Origin of the sequence: Rhizobium sp. BR 317, assembly GCF_047445835.1 — a bacterium.
Lineage (GTDB): Bacteria > Pseudomonadota > Alphaproteobacteria > Rhizobiales > Rhizobiaceae > Rhizobium > Rhizobium paranaense.
In genome coordinates this window covers 194,620-216,618 of the sequence record NZ_JARWLB010000011.1, presented here as the reverse complement: position 1 = coordinate 216,618, position 21,999 = coordinate 194,620, and the positions used below count along the sequence as shown (strand labels likewise).

The 21,999-nt window shown below is 58.6% G+C and carries 22 protein-coding genes; 5 read left to right on the top strand and 17 right to left on the bottom strand.

What is annotated here, in order from left to right:
- Positions 1 to 123 precede the first annotated feature (123 nt).
- Positions 124 to 1,275, top strand: coding sequence for a cystathionine gamma-synthase (gene metB / locus QD357_RS19165; RefSeq protein ID WP_414124763.1), 1,152 nt, complete (start codon positions 124 to 126; stop codon positions 1,273 to 1,275).
- A 69-nt stretch (positions 1,276 to 1,344) separates the two neighbouring features.
- On the opposite strand, the gene QD357_RS19160 is transcribed toward metB, so the two are convergent.
- From QD357_RS19160 to QD357_RS19140, 5 genes are all read right to left on the bottom strand, one after another.
- A complete protein-coding gene (locus QD357_RS19160) occupies positions 1,345 to 2,454 on the bottom strand; it encodes an acyltransferase (protein WP_343069997.1) in 1,110 nt (369 codons plus the stop codon).
- A gap of 6 nt (positions 2,455 to 2,460) precedes the next feature.
- The gene (locus QD357_RS19155) at positions 2,461 to 3,288 is read right to left on the bottom strand and encodes a galactosyl transferase (protein ID WP_414124762.1); all 828 of its coding nucleotides are present in this window, start codon (positions 3,286 to 3,288) and stop codon (positions 2,461 to 2,463) included.
- 108 nt (positions 3,289 to 3,396) lie between these two features.
- Complete coding sequence (locus QD357_RS19150) at positions 3,397 to 4,908, bottom strand: lipopolysaccharide biosynthesis protein (protein WP_414124761.1); 1,512 nt, start codon at positions 4,906 to 4,908, stop codon at positions 3,397 to 3,399.
- Between the two features lie 266 nt (positions 4,909 to 5,174).
- The gene (locus QD357_RS19145; protein WP_414124760.1) at positions 5,175 to 6,296 is read right to left on the bottom strand and encodes an HPP family protein; all 1,122 of its coding nucleotides are present in this window, start codon (positions 6,294 to 6,296) and stop codon (positions 5,175 to 5,177) included.
- 51 nt (positions 6,297 to 6,347) lie between these two features.
- The gene (locus QD357_RS19140) at positions 6,348 to 7,253 is read right to left on the bottom strand and encodes a LysR substrate-binding domain-containing protein (RefSeq protein ID WP_414124759.1); all 906 of its coding nucleotides are present in this window, start codon (positions 7,251 to 7,253) and stop codon (positions 6,348 to 6,350) included.
- A 136-nt stretch (positions 7,254 to 7,389) separates the two neighbouring features.
- Between QD357_RS19140 and QD357_RS19135 the strand changes: the two genes are divergently transcribed.
- The 3 genes from QD357_RS19135 (at position 7,390) to QD357_RS19125 (ending at position 8,893) form a co-directional block, all read left to right on the top strand.
- Complete coding sequence (locus tag QD357_RS19135; RefSeq protein ID WP_246451400.1) at positions 7,390 to 8,049, top strand: 5-formyltetrahydrofolate cyclo-ligase; 660 nt, start codon at positions 7,390 to 7,392, stop codon at positions 8,047 to 8,049.
- Positions 8,050 to 8,222: 173 nt separating this feature from the next.
- Positions 8,223 to 8,537, top strand: a complete 315-nt coding sequence (locus tag QD357_RS19130; RefSeq protein ID WP_414124758.1) for a hypothetical protein — start codon at positions 8,223 to 8,225, stop codon at positions 8,535 to 8,537.
- A 128-nt stretch (positions 8,538 to 8,665) separates the two neighbouring features.
- Complete coding sequence (locus tag QD357_RS19125) at positions 8,666 to 8,893, top strand: DUF2945 domain-containing protein (RefSeq protein ID WP_183939304.1); 228 nt, start codon at positions 8,666 to 8,668, stop codon at positions 8,891 to 8,893.
- 8 nt (positions 8,894 to 8,901) lie between these two features.
- Here QD357_RS19125 and QD357_RS19120 read toward each other — a convergent pair whose 3' ends face one another.
- A complete protein-coding gene (locus QD357_RS19120; RefSeq protein ID WP_414124757.1) occupies positions 8,902 to 9,213 on the bottom strand; it encodes a hypothetical protein in 312 nt (103 codons plus the stop codon).
- A gap of 552 nt (positions 9,214 to 9,765) precedes the next feature.
- Between QD357_RS19120 and QD357_RS19115 the strand changes: the two genes are divergently transcribed.
- On the top strand, positions 9,766 to 10,212 hold the full coding sequence (locus tag QD357_RS19115) for a hypothetical protein (RefSeq protein WP_183939302.1): 447 nt from the start codon (positions 9,766 to 9,768) through the stop codon (positions 10,210 to 10,212).
- A gap of 95 nt (positions 10,213 to 10,307) precedes the next feature.
- On the opposite strand, the gene QD357_RS19110 is transcribed toward QD357_RS19115, so the two are convergent.
- The 11 genes from QD357_RS19110 to QD357_RS19060 form a co-directional block, all read right to left on the bottom strand.
- On the bottom strand, positions 10,308 to 10,943 hold the full coding sequence (locus tag QD357_RS19110) for an outer membrane protein (RefSeq protein ID WP_183939300.1): 636 nt from the start codon (positions 10,941 to 10,943) through the stop codon (positions 10,308 to 10,310).
- Between the two features lie 546 nt (positions 10,944 to 11,489).
- Positions 11,490 to 12,500: a GlxA family transcriptional regulator gene (locus QD357_RS19105; protein ID WP_414124756.1), complete on the bottom strand. Its 1,011-nt coding sequence runs from the start codon at positions 12,498 to 12,500 to the stop codon at positions 11,490 to 11,492.
- A gap of 42 nt (positions 12,501 to 12,542) precedes the next feature.
- Positions 12,543 to 13,541, bottom strand: a complete 999-nt coding sequence (locus tag QD357_RS19100; protein WP_414124755.1) for a 4-hydroxyproline epimerase — start codon at positions 13,539 to 13,541, stop codon at positions 12,543 to 12,545.
- A gap of 17 nt (positions 13,542 to 13,558) precedes the next feature.
- Positions 13,559 to 14,416, bottom strand: coding sequence for an ABC transporter permease (locus QD357_RS19095; protein ID WP_183939294.1), 858 nt, complete (start codon positions 14,414 to 14,416; stop codon positions 13,559 to 13,561).
- Complete coding sequence (locus QD357_RS19090) at positions 14,413 to 15,261, bottom strand: ABC transporter permease (protein WP_414124754.1); 849 nt, start codon at positions 15,259 to 15,261, stop codon at positions 14,413 to 14,415. Before QD357_RS19090 ends, QD357_RS19095 begins: the two co-directional genes overlap by 4 nt.
- Before the next feature lie 14 nt (positions 15,262 to 15,275).
- Positions 15,276 to 16,367 (bottom strand): quaternary amine ABC transporter ATP-binding protein, encoded by a 1,092-nt coding sequence (locus QD357_RS19085; RefSeq protein WP_414124753.1) that lies wholly within the window; start codon positions 16,365 to 16,367, stop codon positions 15,276 to 15,278.
- Between the two features lie 86 nt (positions 16,368 to 16,453).
- Positions 16,454 to 17,305, bottom strand: coding sequence for a glycine betaine ABC transporter substrate-binding protein (locus QD357_RS19080; protein ID WP_183939288.1), 852 nt, complete (start codon positions 17,303 to 17,305; stop codon positions 16,454 to 16,456).
- A gap of 78 nt (positions 17,306 to 17,383) precedes the next feature.
- The gene (locus QD357_RS19075) at positions 17,384 to 18,730 is read right to left on the bottom strand and encodes an NAD(P)/FAD-dependent oxidoreductase (protein WP_183939286.1); all 1,347 of its coding nucleotides are present in this window, start codon (positions 18,728 to 18,730) and stop codon (positions 17,384 to 17,386) included.
- Positions 18,727 to 20,244, bottom strand: coding sequence for an aldehyde dehydrogenase (locus QD357_RS19070; protein ID WP_414124752.1), 1,518 nt, complete (start codon positions 20,242 to 20,244; stop codon positions 18,727 to 18,729). The genes QD357_RS19075 and QD357_RS19070 overlap by 4 nt, the downstream gene beginning before the upstream one ends.
- Positions 20,237 to 21,148 carry a dihydrodipicolinate synthase family protein gene (locus tag QD357_RS19065; protein WP_414124751.1) on the bottom strand — a complete coding sequence of 304 codons (912 nt, stop codon included), beginning with the start codon at positions 21,146 to 21,148 and terminating at the stop codon, positions 20,237 to 20,239. Before QD357_RS19065 ends, QD357_RS19070 begins: the two co-directional genes overlap by 8 nt.
- Positions 21,145 to 21,861 carry a GntR family transcriptional regulator gene (locus QD357_RS19060; protein WP_183939280.1) on the bottom strand — a complete coding sequence of 239 codons (717 nt, stop codon included), beginning with the start codon at positions 21,859 to 21,861 and terminating at the stop codon, positions 21,145 to 21,147. Before QD357_RS19060 ends, QD357_RS19065 begins: the two co-directional genes overlap by 4 nt.
- Positions 21,862 to 21,999 lie beyond the last annotated feature (138 nt).

Genomic DNA, 21,999 nt, shown 5'->3' with positions numbered 1-21,999 from the left:
AATTATAGTTGGCGCCACGAGCCGCTTCGATGGTTCGAAATCGGGCGTAGACAGCGCCGGTTGCCCTTCAACCCGCGCGCATCTCAATGAGACCGCCCAATCCGCAAAAGGCAATAAATATCAATGATCAAGGACTTCAGAACGATTGCAGCCGCAAACGGGATCGCAAGCGATGCAGCCTTCGGTGCCGTGAACCCGCCACTTTATCTGTCGAGCAACTTCGCATTTCGAGAATTCGAGCACTCGCAGGCCTATGAATATTCCAGAACCTCTAATCCCACACGCGATCTCCTCGCCGATACATTGGCAAAGCTGGAAGGCGGTGCCGGGGCTGTCGTGACTTCATCCGGAATGGCTGCGGTCAACCTTGTCCTCAGTCTGCTGAAACCCGGTGACCGGGTGATTGCACCACATGATTGCTATGGCGGAACCTACCGATTGCTTTCCGCTTTGAGAGACAAGGGTCATTTCGACGTGGAGTTTGTCGATCAAAACAACGATGAAGCTTTGATCGCCGCCTTGAAGCGCGGCGCGTCCCTGGTCTTCGTTGAAACGCCGAGCAACCCGCTCATGCGCATCGTCGATATCGAGGCCATTTCCCGGCATGCGAAATCCGTGAATGCGCGGCTGGTGGTCGACAATACCTTCCTGTCGCCCGCTCTGCAGCGACCCATTGCCCTTGGTGCGGACTTCGTCATCCACTCGACGACGAAATATCTCAACGGTCATTCCGATGTCGTCGGTGGCGCCGTCGTAGCGGCAGATTCTGATGACATCGAGGATCTGAAGGGCTGGGCGAACATGATCGGCGTCACGGGATCGCCGTTCGATTCCTATCTCACCCTCCGCGGCATCCGCAGCCTGTTTGCGCGCGTCGAGCGGCAGCAGACGACCGCTGCTGCGGTCGCGCGCTTCCTCGCCCAGCGCCCGGAAATCAGCATCGTACATTATCCAGGCCTGCCCACCCATCCCGGCCATGAGCTAGCAACACGGCAACAACTCGGCTTCGGCGCCATGCTGAGCTTTGAGCTCAAAGGAGGAATCGAAGCCGTACGCCGCTTCGTGGCCGCCCTGACGATCTTCACTCTGGCCGAATCCCTGGGCGGCGTCGAAAGCCTTGTCGCCCATCCGGCCAGCATGACCCATGTCGGCATGGGCGAAGAGGCGCGCCGTGCTGCTGGTATCAGCAACGGATTGCTGAGGATGTCGGTCGGCCTGGAAGCCGAAAAGGACCTACTGTCGGATCTCGCGTTCAGCCTGGCAAAAATTGGATAATTGCCGGCGGGGATGACGATCCCCTTCCGGTCAAACGCCCTGCCAAAAGCAACGTCGCTGTCCAGCGGTCTACGGCGCTCGCATCTTTGCGGCAAACGCAAATCTCGGCACGATCGAGACAAGCTGAGCCGACAAAAGCGATATCATCGAAATCAACACCAGAAAGCCTCCGATGTAGATCAACGGGGGCACATGATCGCTGTTGACGAAGTGAGCGTATATTTCCGTAAAGCCTCTATGACACATATAGATCGGATAGGAGAGATAACCGAGAAATATGCCAAGCGGCTGAATTTTCGCCGGAATTTCCAGAAATGTGCCGGCAAGGACGACCAGCGGCGAAATGACGATGCAGAACAGCAGGGCGAATTTCAGCGAATAGATCGGCAGAAACAGCAGGCTCAAAATCAAGACGATCGGCAAGAGCGCCAAATAGGTGACCGCGGGCGGCCTATTTTTCTGAACCCGGTATATGATCATCCCGACGACAAAGGAGAAAAAGACGCGCGCCAGTCCACCGTCGACCGATCGCCACTCCCAGCCGAGATCGAGGGACTGGTGCACCGAGACGGATGCGACCAGGCAGGCCAGCGAAACCGCCGCGATAACAGCAAGATATTTCGTTCTCATCCTGAAAAGCATCATGGCGAATACGAGATTGACGAGCAGCTCCCAGAACAGTGACCAGGCCGGTCCGTTCAAGGGGTATAGGGGCCACAAATCCGTTGCGGATCTCGTCAGAAAGCTCGGAGACGGCAGCATGAATACGGTCGAGATCAGGCTTGCGAGCAAATCGCCGATAGTGTCGTTGGACGATTTCCAATGGGCCAGCAGTTGTACCAGTCCGAAGAAGGTTCCGAGTAGGAACAACGGATAGAGGCGCGCGTATCGAGCCCTCATAAAGGCCGCCAGCGGCATTCCGCCTGCGAGCTTTTCGCTGTAGGACCTCGCAATGACGAAGCCGCTGAGAACGAAGAAGAAATCAACCGCAACATAGGCCAAAGGCGCATAGGGCCGTTGAAGGTGATAGACAACGACCGCAAATGCCGCCAGGCCGCGCATCGCATCCAGCGAGGCGTATCGATGGCTCGTCCGACCCGTCGGGGTTGAGCGTCGCTGCTGCTGCGCAGCGACAGGCCTAACGCCTTCTTTGGTCGCTGATATATCGGATGCTTCCACCTCAGGTCACCATTTCACGTTGTTGGCACTGGCGGCACCGAAGAACTCGTTGCGCAGGCCGCGATCAAGCGGACGAACCCGCCTGAGATTGCGGAGAAGTTGGCGAGGGCGCCGAAGCGCGCTGGTATTGAAAAAATAGGTCGCGAGAAGACCGGAGGACTTGCTGTGCGCGCCGCTGTGCCCAACGCGGTAGATGGCGCCGCGAAACGGTAGCGCTTCGAGAGACGTGCCGCGCTCGGCCAATATGTTTCCGATACGGACATGGCTGCCCAGCATCGACTTCACATAATCGATGTTGGCCGCCTCCAACGACACCGGGAGATCGTAGAGGCGCGATTGCACGATCAACGATGTGCCGCAATAGTTCGCGAAATCATCGTAATGCATGATCAACCGGCCGCCTTCGTTCCAGAGATAGCCCTTGTCGATCTTCCAGCCGTTCGCTTGTGGATGCTTCGCAACGTAACTGACGATGTTGGCGCTGACAAAATCGTCGTCATCCACGATCATGAAAAACCGCGAATTCCGGGCTGAAAGCATGCCGCTTAGCACGCGACGCCCCTTGTCCAGACGGAACGCGTCGTAGACCTTCTCTCTGTCCGCACTATCCAAATCATGGAGCTGGTTCGGCGGGAATGTAACGCGGGCGACAGAAAATTGCGGCGGCAGATCGGGCAGATCCGCACCTTCGTTGGCAACGATCACGGCGCTCCAATCGGGATTCGATTGACCGGCAATCGACGCCACGGTCTGGGACAACCGCTCTTTCAAGGCTGGCCAATCTTTCGCATTGGCCTGATGCCGAACCGGAATGATGAACGTAACGAGTGGCATAATTCCCTCTTTTGCGGTCACATCAGCCCTGGCGAATACGACAGGGACATTGGAATGGACAAACGATTCACTCGCTCGGCCGCCGAGCCGAGCGCAGGTTCTTGATGGCTATCTTTGGCGCCGCCGGAGCATTGTCTTCACCAGGAAAAGAGCTCTCTCCCGGCAAAGAATGAAGATCAAGCCGGTGTAGACGATTGCGCCGATCGGGATTTCGATGGCAAGGCGCGAGGCCGGGTGCCAATCCTGCAGCAATGCCGAAGCGCCCAGCACCGCAGCCAGCATTCCGACATAGGCGGCTATCGGCCTGAGAAACTGGGCAAAATAATTTCCGATGCTGAGCGCAATCAGTTGCGAAACCATCCAGAGCGTAACCGGCCAAAGGATCAGCACTTCGAGCATGAGCGCAAAGACGATGGTGGTGACGCCATATGGGTAAAGCAGCAGCACGGTGATGATCGTGACGATGTTTCGCACGAGCTGGTAGTAGAACCACCAGTCCGACTTGCCCTGGCTGGTGATCAAAGATGCCTGGACAACGCCTATTCCGCTCATCAATCCGATGACGCAGAAAAACCGCACCGGCCAGATCGCAGCCGCCCAGTGCTGTCCGAAAATCAGCGGAATAGCATCGTCGGCCACGGCGGCAAGACCCATGAAAGCCGGAAATGACACCAGCGAGCAGCCGAACGTTGCCATGAGGAATGCCTCGCGGACCTTGTTCTGATCATGCTGCAGCGACGAGAGAAGAACGTGCGTGACCGAGGTCAGGCCTCCGGCAACGACGTTGTTKATCATTTCGAAAAGCCGACGGGCAAAATTGTAGACGCCGAGCGCGGCCGGGCTGACGAGCGTGCCGATGATGAGCTGATCGAGGCTCATGGACTGCAGGAAGCGATTGCCGGAAGCAAATATGCCGTAATGCAGGAGCTCGCGAAGACTGCTCCACTTGATCCTCAGCCCCGGCAGCCATCCCGCGCCCCAGAAGGCGGCAATGCATCCGGCGGCAGGTGCGGCGATCTGCGCGATCGCCAGTGCCCAAAGGCCGAAACCGGCGAAAATCAAGGCCAGGCACACGAGGCCGGACACGACCGTGGCGATCGCCGTGCGGACGGCGGCAAGATGAAAGGACATCGTACGGCCGATAAGGGCATTGGGAACGATGATCATCATGTCGAAGAAGATCTTCAAGCCGATAATCATCAACAGGCCGACGATTTCGTCATGGCCCAGGGCATGGGCAATGTAGGAGGATCCCCCGAAAAGCACGAGGTAAAGGATCGCCGCCGACGCGAACGACAGCCAGAACACGGTATCGAGGTGGCTCTGCCGAATGGTCTTTTGCTGGATCAACGCTTCGCCAAACGCGGTCGGCCCAAGGCCAGCGGCAAAACTCACGATGCTGAAGGCAAGCGCCACCAGGCCAAAATCCTGTGGCAGCAGATATCGCGACGTGACAATGAAAACGAGGCTGTTCAGCGCCGTCGGTATCAGCGTATCCAACGCCGACCAAAACGCCCCTTTCAGCGCCGCGCCGGACCGGTTCTCGCTCAAGTGTTCGAAGACGATTTCATCCGACTCGAGAATAGCGCTCCCCGTTTCCCAGGAAGACGGCGACCTCAAGCTCTCATCCGATTCATTTGCGATGTTAAAACTCCATCTGATTTTCGGCGAAGCAGCCGCACAAGGTCACGTAGCCGTAGGCTGTCGCCTCAAATGGCGCCGAAATCGAATTGGTCAAGCGCGGTTTTCACGCAGTGCAATGCATTTCATATCTTTTTTGCTGCAATGCACATCTAGCGATAGCGCTCAGCGATGAAATCGCCTTCCGCTTTTCCGCTGAGGTATGGAGTGGACACAAATGACGGCCATAGAATGGCCGTCCCACATCAAGCATCGACCGTCGTCGCGACGTTGTTAGTTGCCAGAAGGCGCGCCATGGCGCTCAGAAGGTCCGTCTGCGATATCAGGCCGAGGACGTGGTAGTCGGCATCCACGACAATCACCGCATGCGTGCGTCCATCGGTCAGAACGGGCAACAGCGATAGTGCAGGATCGGCAGCATCCGCCACAGCCGGTTCCGATATCGCGCCTGCAATGCTGTCGATATTCTGAGACAATTCGCGCAGGCCGATCGTACCGATCAGGCGGTCTTCCGCGTCCTTTACCGGCAGCGTGCGGATATTATGCTTCAACAGAAGATGCCGCGCATGATCCGGCTCGGCGCTCACGCCGATCGCGATCACGTCGTACGACATGATATCGGCACAGCGTATGTCTCCGTGCGATCGCACCGCTGCCTGCAACTCGACCTGCCGCAACAGGCGGCTGAGATCTGCCGGATCGATATCGAATGACTCGTCGAGCGCTGCCAGAGCAGCGTCGACATCTTCTTCCCGAAAGCCCACGCGCAAGACCGACGGCAGATCGCTCGTCTGATGGATATTCTCGGGCACCTTTGCGACGACATGCGGATAGTTGCGTTTGGAAAATCTGTGGAACAGCAGGCCGAGGCCAACGAGTATGCAGGAATTCAAGGCTACGGGGATGAACGGAAACAAGAACCCCCAGCCTGCAACGACCGGACCTCCGAGAACAGCGGTCAGTGCTGCGGCACCGCCGGGTGGATGAAGGCATCGGGTGAAAGACATCGCACCGATCGCCAGTGAAACGCCGACCCCGATGGCGATGATCGGATCGTGAATGAAATAGGCGGCAATCATGCCCATCATGGCGGAAATGGTATTGCCGCCGATAATCGACCAGGGCTGAGCAAGCGGACTGGATGGCACCGCAAAAAGGAGCACCGCCGATGCGCCCATCGGTGCGACGATGAGCGGAAGATGAGGGCCTTGCCCGAAGAGATAGCCGCTGATGACGCCGGTAAGACCGATACCGATCAAGGCACCCAGACAAGCCATCAATCGTTCGTGCAGAGTTGCCCCGGCAAGGATCGGTGAAAACAAGCGGTAACKGCTCAGTCCCATCTTCTGGGAGTCAGGATGCGGCATGATGAAACCAGTTTGGGGAAAGTGTTTGTGAGCGGGTGGAGGTCGTGGCGGCTAGTATGTTACCAACCGCGGATCCCGGCCTTTGGCGGCGCTAAGGACTTCATGGAAGGCCTTGAATGCGGTCGGCCGATCATTCCTGCGATAGATGAGGATCGTGTCGACCGATCCAAGGTGATGGGTCGGAGAACTCGTCGGCCAATGCATGAGATCGAGAACCGATTTCGGTATGACACCTGCCGCGCCCCCGGTTGCGACGCTTGCCAGGATGGCATGGTAGGAGCCAAGCTCCCGCGTCTGCAAGCCACTCGATTTTCGCACCCAGTTTTCGGCAATCCTTCGATAGGTGCATCCGGGTTCCAAAGCGGCAAGGGACCCGACCCGCAAGTCGGCGGCGGATCGAATGGGCGGATGCCCGGACGGCAATACGAGCAACAGGTCCTCGACAAAGACGGGTTCCATCTCAAGCCGCCTAAGCTCCGTATTAAAATCTGCGTCTTCGTCAAGCATCGGCTTGGGCGGACGGGCGATCAGCGCACAGTCCAATGCCTCGCCAAGAACGTCCCGAGCGAGCTCGCGCGAGGCACCCAATGTCAAATGAAGCGACACATCGGGCCACATCTGGTTGAATTGCGTAAGCGCTGCCGGCAGTCGGCTTGCCGCCGTGCTTTCCATGGTCCCGACACGCAACGTGCCCGAAGGTTGCAGAGGCCTGACCGCTTGCCGCGCTTCGAGCGCCAGGGCCGCAAGGCGCTTGGCATAGACCAGAAACGTCTCGCCTTCCCGCGTCAACGTCATCCTCTTGCCGTCACGGCTGAAGAGCAGGACGCCGAGATAATCCTCCAACTGCTGAATCCGTGTCGTCACGTTCGACGGCGCGCGGCCGACGGCTTTGGCCGCCTTGGTCACGCTGTGGTCATTAGCGACGGCGAGGAATATCTCGATCGATGAAAGGTCCAAAAAGATCTCGATTCAGGAATTAAACTGCCATATCGTTCCCTATATAAAAATCATTGCTACGGCTCAAGCGGGTTTTCACCTCAATCCATCAAACGGGAGGGGTAAAGAACTAATGACAAAGTCAAATCGATCGGAGATGGGCGAAACACCCCGCGAATTCGCGTCGCCCGCCTGCATGCTGCACGAAGTCGATGCCGCCTATAGCGGCATCTCACCGAGCTTTGCCTCAAACGCAGACGTATTTGCCTGGCGAAAGACGCAACGACAAAGGCTGATCGATCAGCGCAAGGGGTTACCGGTAGCGGATCGCGAAGACTATACGCGCGCGATCGCGAGCCATCTTGACCGTATTGTCACCAACGTCGCCGGTAAATACATAAGCCTTTTTTGGCCGTTCCTGGGGGAACCCGACCTCAGAGGGTGGATGGCGAGCTTGACGGCTCGTGGCGCTATTTGCCTGTTGCCGGTGGTCGTCGCCAAAGCCACGCCATTGCTGTTCCGATCGTGGAAAATGGGCGACCGGCTTGAACGTGGAGTTTGGAATATCCCTGTGCCGGCCGAAGGCACGCAAGCTATTCCAGACATCGTCATAGCACCGCTCGTCGGCTTCGATGCTGGATGCTTCCGGCTAGGTTATGGGGGCGGCTTTTTCGACAGAACACTGGCTGCTCTCGGCTGCAAGCCTCTTGCTATCGGCGTGGGCTTTCAATCCCAAAAGATCGACACCATTCATCCTCTTGCCCATGACATCCCCATGGATGCGATCATCACGCAAACGGGATTGCAATACCGATGAGCCTTCATGCCGATCGACCATCGGGTCGATTGAGTGCTGAACAGAAAGGCAGATAGACCTTCAAACAGGCAACGACGCATCCCAGCGCCCCGATTTGCCTTAGCAAACAGCCGTTTCTCGCCTTGGCACATGGATTGCTTGTTTAGGTTMGATACCAGAAGAGACAACGTTTCATGTGGCATATTCTCCCCTCCCTGCTCTTGAGCATTTCCCTCGGACTGAGCTGGAACAGGTTCTTGCTCACGTTCACGAGCCGAAGCGAGCCTCTTCAAAACCAGATGCCGGTCACGATGGTCGCTGCGGCCGTCAGCCTGTCCGCCCTCGCCCTGTCCGTTGCCGATAAGGGCCTTTTGCTGGGGGGAATGCTCGTCCTGCTTGGTCTGGCACTTGCGACCATCAGCAGGAGCCTCCCGCATCCTGTCATCATTGTCGGACTTTCGGCTATCAGCCTTGCCGCCTATCTGCAATTCACATTGCATGCTCTTTGACGATCCGATTGCCGGCGCTAACCACCGCCGACACCTCCCCATCCTCTGTTCAGCTTTCCGGTTGAATGAACAAAGAGCGTGAGGTTGCGTTAGTGGCGTGAAAGAGGTCGGTGCGGAAGCAGGACGCAATGCGAACAACATTCAAGGTCGGCGATCATGTGAGCTGGAACTCCGAGGCGGGTCGTGTCAGCGGGACGATCATCAAAATTCATACCCGCGATTTCGATTATAAAGGCCACACGCATCACGCTTCCGCGGACGATCCGCAATATGAAATCAAGAGCGACAAGACCGACCATATTGCTGCGCACAAGGGAAGCGCACTTCATAAGGTATCGAAACAAGACCCCCACTAGCCATAAGGCTAATGATCGTCTTCCAGGCCAGCAGCAATGACATCGCAGTTGTGGCGATGGATCCGCAGCATTTCGTTGAAAACCGCCAAGGCCTCTTCGGCTGCTTTCGTGTCAAGCTGCCTGATGCGGAGTTTGGTGATGATTACCTCCTGGTTCGAAATGTGCTGCTCGCCTTCTGCAATGTGGCGCAGGACCATATCAAGATCGTCTTGTGTATAGGCCATTTCAACTCCTTGGCTGAGCGGCATCTTTGGGATGCGGCAAAGGGGACGCAGCAGGCTTTGATCGAGGCGCGCGATGATTTGGGGCTCGACAGACAAAGCGCGTCGCGCGTTTCTGACAACGGCTGAAGAAGCTTGGATATTTTCTTCAAAGGATGCCAGACGCGGCAGGGAACGTTGGGATAAGGCGCATGGCGTATTCCCTGCCGCGCTCTATAGAGGGCCGCCGTTGATGAGTGGAAAGAGCGCGAGATCAACGGCAGCTCTCTAACGACMGCTTGATGGAGCGAGCGTTGGCGAGTTTAGGGACGGGCTCGCCACGCACCGAACATCCAGCCGCTTCATTTGTTCCCGGCGCCACATTCGATTTTACCCACCGTAGGCGGCTGAACTCCCGAAGCGTTTTCCGATGCTACAAAACCGATGACCTCCGTGAAAAGGCCGAATTTGCAGTTGGAACAGATGCCAGTCTCCGCCGTTGACACATTGAGGTGCTGATCCCGACAAACGAGCGGTGACATGCCGATAGGCTCCGATCGCTCCCAGACACCCCGGCCAAAGCAATGTTTGCTTCAAACAGCAGTCGCGCCGCTGCACCCTGCCCATAGGAACACAGGCTGTCCGCGCTACAGATGCGAAGAGGATGAAAACATGTCCAATGTCGTCAAAACAAACGGAACCGACCGCAACAACGCAACCAGCCGCACGACGTTCGGTCGGTCGGTCGAAAGCCGTGCCCAGATAGAGGATGCCCAGATAAAGGGTGCGTCGACAATGGGAGAATTGCTAAACGTGTATCGCCTCACGCCTATCGCGGAGCCCAATGACCTGAATTGGCAAAACGCACCTTCACACGGCGAGGTGGTGGTGGCAGCCCGTACCGCCGGGGACGCCCGTGTCGTCGCGGCAGCGCGTGAATTGGACTACATGGAGGTCGATTCAGCGCCAGCCGAGGACGTCAGCACGGCGAACGCCAGCGCATTCCGCAGCGAGAAGCTCTATACGGTGGTGGAACTCGAGCACGGCCGGGCGGACTTGCGCCGTGGCATTCTGGAGGGGCGAGTGCGCACGGACAATATCAAACCTACGCAGTCCTGAGGTCATCACGGGCGACGCCTCGGGGGGAACTGCAGCGGTCCCCTTCGATGATCCAAATGCTTTGTAGGGCGCCCGATGTCGTGCGCTGAAACCGATCACCAGAATTTTACACCGATACCGACGACAACAGCGTTCTGCTTCAGATCGACGTTCACACCATTGATATCCTTGCTGCCGAAGTCGGTGTAGCGGTATTCCAAGCGGCCAAAGACGCGATCGGTGAAGGCATAATCAAGCCCGGCGCCGAGAGTCCAGCCATTGAAGGTTTTGGTGTCTTTACTGCCCGTGTCGACAAAGCCCCGCGTCGCTTCCCAGCCGCCTGTCGCATAGATCAGAGTGCGATCGAAGGCATAGCCGAGGCGGGCGCGAACGGAACCATCGATATCCGTCCCGACGTCGATGCCTGGCGCAACGGTATCCCTGTTCCAATTATAATTCAGGTCGCCTTCAAGACCGAGCACGACATGGTTCTCAAATTGCCAATTGTAGCCGATGAAGCCACCGACTAGGCCGCCACTTAAATCTTCAGACGTGCTTGCGCCGGGAATGCTGAAATCTCCATTCACCCAATTGCCGCCGCCGCGAATACCGGCATATGCACCCGCCCACGTGAAGCCCGCTGGCGTTTCAACGACAGGCGCCTCCGGTGCTTGTGTTACAACATCTGCGGCCGACGCCGCACTGAAGCCAACGATACTAGCAATCGCGGTAGAGATGATTAGCTTATGCATCGGTGTATCCTCGGTTGTTGCTATAGGTCGGGATATAGATCGTCACCGTCGAAAGGCTGTAGCAGAACTACCATATTTTAGCCGCAAAGCATATTAGCGACCCTAGATTTCAGGGCATGCGTCACAGGCGTCCACCGCAGTCGCCGCAAAACTTGATGTTTTGCAGCACTGCGAACATCGGAAAACGAGGCCAGTGTAGCGGGGATTTTCGCAACTCAAGCTCCCCTATCCAACTTGAGCTTTCGTGCGTCCTGCAGGATCATGGTGATGATCATGCCCACAGACGCGACAGCCGACGCGGCGATGAAAACACCCTGAGGCTCAAGCCGCGTTGCGATAGTTCGGCAAAGCCTCCCATAGGTGTCTGGTGCCATAGGTGGGATGCTAATGCTCTTTACAGCGGCGCCCATTTCATTGAGCATGGCAGCATATGATTGGCGGCGAAGATGGGAAACAACCCTCGCATATTTGCAGTTCTATTGGCCGCTGCGATAGCCATCAACGCACTGATGCTGCTTATCGCACCGTCGCCTTAGAGGATGCATTCTAACGGGTTCTCAAAACCTCGGCGCGATGTTGTGACGGCGTCTGCCCAAATGTGCGCTTGAACGTCCTTGTGAACTGCGACGTGTTTTCAAACCCAACATCCAGCGCGACCTCGATGAGAGGCGCCTTCGACCGGGCAAGGATCGATTTCGCCCGCTCCATGCGAACGCGGTTATAGGCTTTGGCAGGAGACATTCCCGTCTTTTCGAGGAATATCCTCTCCAGTTGCCGCCGCGATAACCCAACCTTGGCAGCCAGCTTGGGGATCGGCAGGCTGCCATCGACGAACTGTTCCATTGCGATCATCGTCGCCTTGACGCGGGCATCGTCATAATCTTCGTAGAGTGGACGGCGGGGCTGTATGTCCGCGGTCGTGCGAGCCTTCTCGATCTGAAGGACCTCCAGTGCATTTCGTTCCGCATCGCGGCTGATGTATTTCCTGACGAGCAATGCCGCCATGTCGGCAGCACTGCTACCGCCCGCGCACGATCCCCGCTGGCGATCGAGGTTGAACAACCGGTCGGAACGGACCTTGAGCTCAGGAAAGCGCTCTCGAAACCCTTCGTAATGCAGCCAGCTTACACAGGATTCGTGCCGCTTCATCAGGCCGGCCGCAGCAAGAATGAACGAACCGGTGCACACGCCGATCAGCGGCACCTTCTTGGCGTCGGCCTGCTTGAGGTAGGTGTTTGTCGCCTCGTCGACGGGATTTGCGACGGTCAAAAGACCGCCGACAACCACGATGTAATCGAACCTCGTGGGATCGACGAGATCCGACGTCGGGGCGACCTGAACGCCGCAGCTCGAGGTTATGAGGTGCCTCGTGCTGCCGAGCACCTGCCAGTCGGCAAGCACCCTTCCGGACCGATCCTGTTTGTCGCTTGCAAGCCGCAATGTATCCACGAAGAGCGCGAAGGCGGACAATGTGAAAGACCGCGCCAAGATGAACCCCACCTTGAGACGGCTGGCGGACGTCGTCACATCGTCTTCCGGTCGATGTTTCTCAGGCATCTTTCTATCCCCTCGCCGCTCCCAAGACCTCGAAGATTTACTTTATCGAATCTGGAAGCCGTACGCGAGCGGATCACGATCGTCGACAAAAATCGTGTTGTGGCCGATGACGCGCGCCCAGCCTCCTATGCTCGGAAGAATGCCTTTATAGGCCCCGATGCCAACTTCGGCTTCAATCCGGCCTTCGAAGATGGTTCCGATCAGGCTTTCGTGACGGTATGCCGATCCGACGGCCAGGCGTCCTTTGGCATGCAATTGCGCCATTCGTGCCGATGTGCCGGTGCCACCCGGCGATCGGTCGATGGCCTTTTCGCCATAGAAAACTGCGCAACGGCCATCGGAGACGTCGTTGACCGGGCCGTCGCACCATATCGCGTGGTGAACTCCGCGAATACGGGCATCATCCGGATGGATCGGATCGCATATATCCGCAAGAGCCGACCTGAGCTTCTGGCTGCAGCCGACGATATCGGCCGCGCTCATGCCGTCGAGGCCGCTCCAATTTTCCTGCGGCTCCACGACGGCGTAGTAGTTGCCGCCATAGGCAATATCGACGTGCAGACGTCCCAAGCCGGGCACATTCACCTCAACGTCCGCTTTGTGGAGGTAGCTCGGCACATTGAAGAGCCGGACGGAATCGACATGATTTCCGCTCGTTTCGAAAGTGACGTCGACTCTTCCGGCCGGGGTTTCGATCGAGAGCTTTCCGGGTTCACGCGGCTGGACGAGGCCTTCCTCGATCGCAGCAGTCACGAGCCCGATCGTCCCTGCCCCGCACATCGGCAGGCAACCGCTGACTTCGATGAAGAGCACTGCAATGTCGCAATCGTCGCGGTGGGCGGGATATATGATCGCGCCGGACATGACGTCATGTCCCCTCGGCTCGAACATGAGCGCCTTGCGGACCCAATCATGGTCTCGAAGAAATATTTCTCGCCTCTCGCCCATTGGGGCGTGCGGCAGAAGCGGGCCGCCGCCGGCAACGAGCCGCACGGGGTTGCCGCAGGCGTGTGAGTCTATGCAGAAGAAGCTGTGACGCATTCTCTAAATCTTTCCGGTTAGGCGCTCTTGGCCGGGGACCGTGCGCGTCCCTGAAGTGCCCCCTTTGAAAGCCTGTCGAGCAGGATCGCGATGGCGACGATGGCGAGCCCGGCGCGCAGGCCAAGACCCATTTCCATTCGGGTCAGGCCCCGGGTCACCTCAGCTCCCAGCCCGCCAGCGCCAACAAGCCCGGCAAGGACGACCATGGCCAGCGAAAGAAGAATGCACTGGTTGAGGCCGACGAGCAGGGTCGGCATCGCAGACGGTACCTCGATCTTGAGCAGGATCGCACGCGGTGGTGCGCCGGTTGCCTGGCCGAGTTCGAGAAGATCCTTCGGCACCTGATTGAATGCTAGCGTCGTCAGACGAAGCATCGGCGGCACGCCATAGATGATCGTGGCGATGATCGCCGGTACGCGGCCGAGACTGAAGATCATGACAGCCGGAATGAGGTAAACCCACGGCGGTACCGTTTGCATGATGTCGAGCACCGGCCTTATGGCGACCTCGAAGCCTTTGCGACGCGAAGCAAGGATGCCGAGGGGAAAGGCAATCAAGACCGAAATGGCGACCGCCACCGTTACGAGGGCGAGTGTCTGCATAGACGCTGCCCAAAGGCCCGCCAGAAAGCAGAAGGCAAGGGCGACGGCTGTCACCACGGCAGCCCTGATGCTGATCGCGAAGGCCACGATAAGGACCGCTGCGACAATGAGCGCATATGGAGGTGGGTAGAGTAAAGCGGATTCCAAGGCGCTAAGCACTGCTTCGATAAGCTTGGTGATGGCTTCGAAGAGCGGATGGAAATTGGTGTTCAGCCAGTCGACGGAGGGAGCAAAATATAGACCGGGCGAGAACCGTAAGAGGTCGAGGTTCATCTTGCACCTACCTTGGTGCGGCGGGCCGCACTCTGTGTCAATCTGTCGAGCACCATGGTCAGTATGACGATTGCGATCGCGGCATTGATCGATGTCGCCATATCGAGCGTGCGCACGGCGCCGTAGATGGTCTGGCCGAGGCCGCCGGAACCGACGATGCCGGCGATCACCACCATGCCGAACGCCATCATCAAGCTCTGGTTAACGCCTGCCATGACGCTTGGAATCGCAAATGGCAGCCGAATTTTCGTAAACATCTGCCATGGTGTCAGACCGCTTGCCTGACCGAGTTCGATGAAGGCCGGTGGCGTCATGCGGATGCCGAGCGAGGTCAAGCGAATTGCAGGGGGTGCTGCGACGACGAAGGTCGCAACCAGCGCGGTTGCAGGACCAAATCCAAGCAGCGCAATGGCAGGAAGAAGGTAGATATAGGGGGGCATCGTCTGGATGAGATCGAGGATCGGCTCCAGGAACCTGTCGAACCACTGCAAAAACCCAGCGACAATCCCCACAGGGATTCCGATCATTAAGGCGAAGATCGTGGCGGTGGTCACCAGTGCAAGGGTGCTCATGGTTTCGGCCCAAAGCCCCATGACCGCACAGAAGAAGAGAGCGAAGCCGGCGAGAAGCCCGGATGCAAGGTTGATCAGCCGCCAACCGAGCAGCGCCCCGATAATGGCGATGACATAGAACGGCGGGAGTTGAAGGAGCCAGAGAACGCCGTTGTAGGTTCCCTCTAGCGCTGTCCTTAATGGGTCGAACAACCAGTCGCCGTGGTCGCTGATCCAGCCTAGCGCGTCGTCGGTCCAGGCATCGAATGTATCCGCAATGACCGAGATGTCCATTTGCGTCCGTCCTCTCAGGCTGTCACATGTGGTTGCTCTGGGGATCCGGCGACACCGCGAAGCAGCCCGCGGGTCGTGACCACGCCGACGATGGAACCATTGTCGACGACGGCCAAGGCATCGCGCTCCGATTTCATCGTGAGATCGATGAGTTCGCCGATATCGGCTTCCGGAGTGGTCTGGAGGAGCGCATTCACGTCATGCTGTGGCTGCAGGCTCCTGTATTCTGCGATCGGCCGCATCACCGAATGCGCCTTGACGAGATGAATTCTGGATATGCCCGCCACGAAATCAGCGACATAAGCGTCGGCGGGCTTCGTTACGATCTCTTCTGCGGTTCCGACCTGGACGATGACGCCGTCCTTCATGATGGCGATCCTGTCACCAATACGGATGGCCTCTTCGAGGTCATGCGTGATGAAGACCGCGGACTTGCCGAGCGATTTCGTGAGTTGCCGGAACTCGTCCTGCAATTGGCGGCGAATGAGTGGATCGAGCGCGCTGAACGGCTCGTCCATGAGAATGATCTCGGGATCGGCGGCCAATGCGCGGGCAAGGCCGACGCGTTGCTGCATGCCGCCTGACAATTCCGAGGGATATCGCAACGTCCAGTCGGAAAGCCCGACCTTGTCGAGCGCCGTGCGCGCAGTCTTGTTGCGCTCGTCCTTGCGCACGCCGCGGACTTCCAAGCCAAACGCAGCATTCTCGAGGACCGTGCGATTGGGGAGCAGGGCCACGCTTTGGAAGACCATGCCAATGTTGCGCGCCCGCATGTCGCGCAGCTCCGCGGCATTGAGCCTGGCAATCTCCTTGCCCTTGACGGCGATGTTGCCAAGGCTCGGCTCGATAAGACGATTGAGGAGGCGAACCAAGGTGGATTTTCMACTTCCAGAAAGCCCCATGATGCAGAATATCTCGCCGCGGCGGACCTGGAGGCTGGCGTCGGCGACACCGACTACGCAGTTGAATTCGTCCAGGACCTGCTTTTTGGAAAGGCCGCGCTCTGAAACGGCTTTTACGGCAGCCGGAGCACGGGCGCCGAATATCTTCCAGACGCTCCGGCAATCGACCAGGATTTCGTTGGCATTATTCACGACAGTGTTCATTGCGTTCCCCCGCGGGTCAGTCCATCGCCGACCTGTTTGTGCTCATTGAGAGATGCGGGTCGCCAAACGGCGACCCGCCGTTCACATCATTCGCTCTTGATATTCTCCCACCGCTTCAGAAGATCGGCATGGCTCGCGGTCCAGTCCTTGACGGCATCGTCCATCGTCTTGCCGTCGCTGACAGCGCCATTGATCGCGGTGATATCAGCAAGCGGCACATAGACGCTGGCAATGACTTCGCGGGCGTGGGGGTGCTCCTCGGAAAAGCCCTTCTTGCCGACCCAGTAGTAGCTCTGCGGCGGCGGGAAGATGCCCTTCGGATCCTTGAGGAACTTGACGGGGTATTTCTGCATCATCCAGGACGGTTCCCAGATCGTGACTGCGACCCATTCCTTGCGGTCGATCGCCGACTTCAGCGCAGCGGTCATTGCGGCAGTGCTGCCTTCGACGAGCTGCAGCTTGAGGCCGTATTGTTTCACGGCATTGGCAGCGTCACGCATCAAACCKGAGCCCGGCTCGATGCCGACGATCTTGCCACCGAACTTGTCGGCATTGTCATTGAGCTGATCCATCGAGTCGATCGTCACATAGTTCGGGACGGCGATCGCCTGATACAGACCGTGCGAGACGGGGGAGATCTTTTCGAGACGCTTCTTGTTTTTCTCCCAATAGTCTTGCGCTACGTAGTCGGTCTGAGATGCAAGGATCTGGATGTCACCCTTGCTAAGCGCCGCATAGGCAATGCCCCATTCGGAGAACGGCACGACCTTCACCGTGTAGCCGGCATCCTCCAGCACTTTTTTGGTAATCCCGGTGATCGGTGTCAGGTCTTCCCAGGACATCGTGCCCACGGTGATGCTCTTGTCTTCCGCATGAGCTGGAAGCATGCTCATCCCGATCATCGCAGCGGCGCAAAGCGCCTTCCACAAAGCTTTCATTATTCTTTCTCCTAGTTTTCGTTCCCGTTCTTCTGAAGATCAGAACGCGGCCCGATCCTCACATTGCGCGGCGACGGATCATCCCTCGCGGCCTGCACGCAATTCCTGGAACCGGATGACCGAATTCACGCCGAGCCATGCGATCGGCTCGGGCGGCAGCCTGGTCGGTTCCGGTTGATTCCTGTATTGATCGAGTTCACGGCTATTGGCCCCAACAGCCAGATCGGCAGCCATCATCCCTGCCAGCGTGCTCTTGACCGTGCCGAGGCCATTTTCGCAGCACGCGGAAAACAGCCCTTCTTCGACCTCGCCAAATGCCGGCACATGGTTTCTGCTGAGGCACAGCGCGCCGGCCCAGCTATATTCCATCGGCAAAGCCTTCAGCCCCGGGAAACGGGCATCGAACGACCGGCGCTGCTCGGCGGCCACGCCGGCGACGCGCCTATCCGACACTCTGAGGCTTGGGTCGTATGTGAACCGCGTTCTTACTACGATCCGGGAACGCCCATTTGTGGTGACCTTGCGCACGGTCGCCCCCATGGGGTCCGCCGGCAGCAGCGCCCACCGATCGACACCAGTAACGTCGCCTCCGAACTCGTTCTGGGAGAAGGCGGCGGTCATGGACGCGTAGGTGAAGATGTGCAGCAGCCGTCTGCGGAAGTGGCCGAAGCTTTCGATGTGGCCGTTTACACCCAGGATGACCTTCGGTGCGGACACGGACCCGCGGTTTGACCTGGCCTTCCAGAGCTTTCCTTCGCGCGAAAGCTCCAGCACCGGCGAATGTTCGTAAATACCGACTTTCGATCGCAATCCCTGCGCCAGGCCGCGAATATACTCCGCCGGCTGGATCATCACGGCTCCTGGCGTATAGAGCCCTCCCCGATAATAGTGCGAGCCGGTCATTTCGCGCATCTGATCGGCATCGAGGACGCGATAGTCTTCGCCGATCTTCTCAAGAGACTTTCTGTAATTCTCGTTGAGCCCCAGGCCTCGGTCCGACGCAGCCGCGTTTACCTTGCCCGACGGATCGAATATTTCCCTGGACAGGCCGTACTCGGCCGCAGCGTCCGCTGCAAAGGCAATCGCCAAGCGGTTCTGTTTGATCTCTTCCTTGGTGGATTGCTCGTCGGCAACCGAGTACTCGCCGGAAGAGAGACTATGCGGCACGTCGATCATGAAGCCGGAATTCCTTCCGGCTGGTCCCTTTGCGAGTTCACGAGCCTCAAGAATGACGATCTTATCTTGGGGCCGCAATTGCGAGAGGCGCCGTGCCGCGGACAGGCCGGCAAATCCTCCACCGACAATCAGCCAGTCCGCAGTGATGTCGTGGTCAAGCGCCGTGGCGGGATAGGCGCGTTCGCTGATCGCCTCCCATCCCGAAACGCCGGTATCGATCGGCAGGCGCTTGATCACATGTCGGCTCATCTGATTGCCTCATCGACGGCACGTTCGGAGACGTCGATCCAGATGGTCTTGAGTTCGCAGTAGTTGTCGTGGGCAAAGACCGACTTGTCGCGGCCACCGAAGCCGGACTCCTTGTAGCCGCCGAACGGCGTGCTCGCGTCGCCCTCGCCGAAGCAGTTGACGGTGACGAGACCGGCCCGGATGTCGCGCGACACCCGGATCGCATTGCGCAGGCTGCCGGTATAGACCGATGCCGTCAGGCCGTAATTGGTGTCGTTGGCCAAAGCGACGGCTTCGGAGAGGGAGTTGAACGTCGTCACCGACAGGATCGGCCCGAAGATCTCCTCCTTGAACAGGCGGCTTGCGGGCGTGACGCCGTCAACCACCGTCGGTTCGATAAAGACGCCGCTTTGCGTTTCGCCACCAAAGGCCAGCGAGAGCTTCTCGCTCGTCACGTCGTCGAGGAAGGAGCGCACCTTCTCGAAGTGGCTCTTGCTGACCAGGGCGCCGATGCGGTTTTCCGGATTGAGCGGATCGCCGGTCTTCCATTCGCGCAGATAGGCGCCGATCCGCTTGAGGAGTTCGTCCTTGATGCTGGCATGAACGATGAGGCGCGAGGAGGCGCTGCAGTTCTCGCCCATGTTCCAGAAGGCGCCGTTGACCACCTGTTCGGCGACGAGATCGAGGTCTTCGGCGTCTTCCAGCACCACGGCCGGGTTCTTGCCGCCGCATTCGAGCACGACTTTCTTCAGGTTGGAATCGGCCGAATAATGCAGGAAGCGCCGGCCGGTCGGGGTCGAGCCGGTAAAGGCCACCATGTCGACATCCATATGCAGGCCAAGCGGTTCGCCAACGTCCCTGCCGCTGCCGGTGACGACATTGAAGACACCGGCCGGAATGCCGGCCTCATGGGCAAGCTCGGCGACGCGCAAGGTCGTCAGCGTCGTTTCCTGGGCGGGTTTGACGATCACCGAGCAGCCGGCGGCGAGTGCCGGCGCGATCTTCCAGGCGAGCATCAGCAGCGGGAAGTTCCACGGCAGCACGCAGGCGACGACGCCGATCGGTTCACGAACGACCATCGCCAAGGCATTGGGACCAACGGAATTGGTGTTGTCATAAAGCTTGTCGATCAGCTCGGCATGCCAGCGGATCGTGTGGATCGTGTCCGGGACATCGACGGTCTGGCACTCGCGGACCGGCTTGCCGCTGTCGATGCTTTCCATGACGGCGAGTTCGTGGCGGTTTTCTTCCAGCAGCTTGGCAAGCTTGAGGAGGATGGTTTTGCGGTCGCCGGGCGTGAGCTGGCGCCAGCGGCCATCGTCGAAGGCCTGCTTGGCCTTGGCGACGGCATAGTCGACGTCGCTGCCATCACAGGCGGCGATCTCCGCCAGCGCCTCGCCGGTTGCCGGATTGGTCGTCTTGAACGTCTTGCCGGAATTGGCCGGACGGAAGGCGCCGTCGATGAAAGCATTCGTCGGGAACTGAAGGCCGGCGGCGAGCGCCTTATATTCCGTTGCGGTCAAGGGTTCATGCATAGTTGGCTCCCGCGGTGATCTGGGCGACCGTGCGCTTCAGGTTGGCAACGACGGTCTCAAGGGTTCGCTTTTCGTCCGAGGTCAGGCCGCGCAGCGGCGCGCGCACCGGACCGGCCTTCAGGCCGATGATCTCGCAGCCATGTTTGATCGACTGCACGAACTTGCCGCATTCGAGGAAATCCATCAGCGGCAGCATGGCGGTCATGATCGCCCGGCCCTTGTCGAAGTTCTTTTCGAGGACGCAAGCCTCATAAAGCGCGACATGTTCGCCCGGCAGGAAGTTGGAGCCGGCGCAGACCCAGCTCTTCGCCCCCCAGGCAAAAAATTCCAGCGCCTGATCGTCCCAGCCACAGGAAAGCCCGATATGCGGGAACTTCCTGGCCAGCAGATGCAGGTTGCCCACGTCGCCGGAGCTTTCCTTGATCGCCACCACATTCTTCGACTTGCCGACGCGGGCAAAATACTCCTCACCCATCATCACACCCATGCGGGCGGGATAGTTGTAGAGCATGATCGGCAGGTTGGCGGCGCGGTCGACGGTCAGCGCATGAACGGCATTCTCGCGCTCCGTCGGCAAAGCATAAGGCGGCGACGACACCAGGATGGCATCGGCGCCGATCTCCTTGGCCGCCTTGGCATATTCGACCGAATCTTCGGTGCGCGTCGCGCCGGTGCCGATGATCAGCGGCAGCCGGGTGCCGATCACCTCCTTGGCATAGGCGCCAAGCTCAAACCGCTCCTGGCTGCTCTGGGCGTAATATTCGCCGGTCGATCCGCCGACGATGATGCCATGCACGCCGGCCGCAATCAGCGACTCCAGCACCGCCGCAAAACCCTTCCTGTCGATCTGCCCATCCGGGCTCAGCGGCGTCACCGCAGGCGTATAGATGCCTTCAAACTTCACGATGATTTCTCCAATGATTGCACGCTCGGACCGCCGATCAGCGCATCCGCCTTAAGTCCTTGTGGCGCTATGAACATTTCCATGTTCTCGCGGGACAGTTCCCAATGCTCGAAAACCAGGTCGACGACGGCGTCTTCGTCGTGGGAGCCAAGGGCCTCGATGAAATTGTCATGGTGCTCGACCGCCACCTGCAGGCGCCGCCTCATGTCCTGAGTTCTCGGACGGAAGAACGTGTGTCCGATGCGCGCATGGTCGATCAGGAGCCGGCCGAGGCTCGGCTGCAGATAGTCGTTGGCCGACATCTCGCCGAAGATTTCATGGAAGCGGTTGTTCTCGAGAACCATCGTAAACGCATCCATATCCTTGCTGGCCTGGCGAAAACGCTCCTGCGTCTGCTTCAGATCGGCAAGCTGGGATTGCTTGAAGTTCTGCACCGCTAGGCGGCCGATCGCCGCGTAAATCATCGGCGCAACCAGAAAAAAGTTCCGCAGCGTAGCGTGGTTCATCGGAATGACCCGGGCCCCGCGGTTCTCGCGGATGTCGATATACCCCTCCCCCGCCAGACGCCGGAAAATGTCCCGAACCGGGGTGCGCGAAAGGCCGTAACGCGCACTGAGGCTCGCCTCATCGAGATCAGTATCCGGATCCAGCTCCATCGTCAGGATTTGACGCTTCAGGTCCTCATAGAGGTTGCTCTTAACGGTCTTCGCCATGGGAAAACTCCGGTCCGCGTCTTTCCTGATGACGAGGATCATTGCACGCGTCGGCGCTCGAGTCAACAATTGTGTACTCTTTGTACACAATGAATGTTCACAGAAAATACAATTCTTGGGAGCGCAAGTTGATCTGCC

What these genes read in the sequence shown, in the direction of transcription:
- metB (WP_414124763.1), top strand. Translation starts at nt 124, where the DNA reads ATGATCAAGGACTTCAGAACGATTGCAGCCGCAAACGGGATCGCAAGC.
- QD357_RS19155 (WP_414124762.1), bottom strand. Translation starts at nt 3,288, where the DNA reads ATGCCACTCGTTACGTTCATCATTCCGGTTCGGCATCAGGCCAATGCG.
- QD357_RS19135 (WP_246451400.1), top strand. Translation starts at nt 7,390, where the DNA reads ATGGGCGAAACACCCCGCGAATTCGCGTCGCCCGCCTGCATGCTGCAC.
- QD357_RS19130 (WP_414124758.1), top strand. Translation starts at nt 8,223, where the DNA reads ATGTGGCATATTCTCCCCTCCCTGCTCTTGAGCATTTCCCTCGGACTG.
- QD357_RS19125 (WP_183939304.1), top strand. Translation starts at nt 8,666, where the DNA reads ATGCGAACAACATTCAAGGTCGGCGATCATGTGAGCTGGAACTCCGAG.
- QD357_RS19115 (WP_183939302.1), top strand. Translation starts at nt 9,766, where the DNA reads ATGTCCAATGTCGTCAAAACAAACGGAACCGACCGCAACAACGCAACC.
- QD357_RS19110 (WP_183939300.1), bottom strand. Translation starts at nt 10,943, where the DNA reads ATGCATAAGCTAATCATCTCTACCGCGATTGCTAGTATCGTTGGCTTC.
- QD357_RS19105 (WP_414124756.1), bottom strand. Translation starts at nt 12,500, where the DNA reads ATGCCTGAGAAACATCGACCGGAAGACGATGTGACGACGTCCGCCAGC.
- QD357_RS19100 (WP_414124755.1), bottom strand. Translation starts at nt 13,541, where the DNA reads ATGCGTCACAGCTTCTTCTGCATAGACTCACACGCCTGCGGCAACCCC.
- QD357_RS19095 (WP_183939294.1), bottom strand. Translation starts at nt 14,416, where the DNA reads ATGAACCTCGACCTCTTACGGTTCTCGCCCGGTCTATATTTTGCTCCC.
- QD357_RS19090 (WP_414124754.1), bottom strand. Translation starts at nt 15,261, where the DNA reads ATGGACATCTCGGTCATTGCGGATACATTCGATGCCTGGACCGACGAC.
- QD357_RS19075 (WP_183939286.1), bottom strand. Translation starts at nt 18,730, where the DNA reads ATGAGCCGACATGTGATCAAGCGCCTGCCGATCGATACCGGCGTTTCG.
- QD357_RS19070 (WP_414124752.1), bottom strand. Translation starts at nt 20,244, where the DNA reads ATGCATGAACCCTTGACCGCAACGGAATATAAGGCGCTCGCCGCCGGC.
- QD357_RS19060 (WP_183939280.1), bottom strand. Translation starts at nt 21,861, where the DNA reads ATGGCGAAGACCGTTAAGAGCAACCTCTATGAGGACCTGAAGCGTCAA.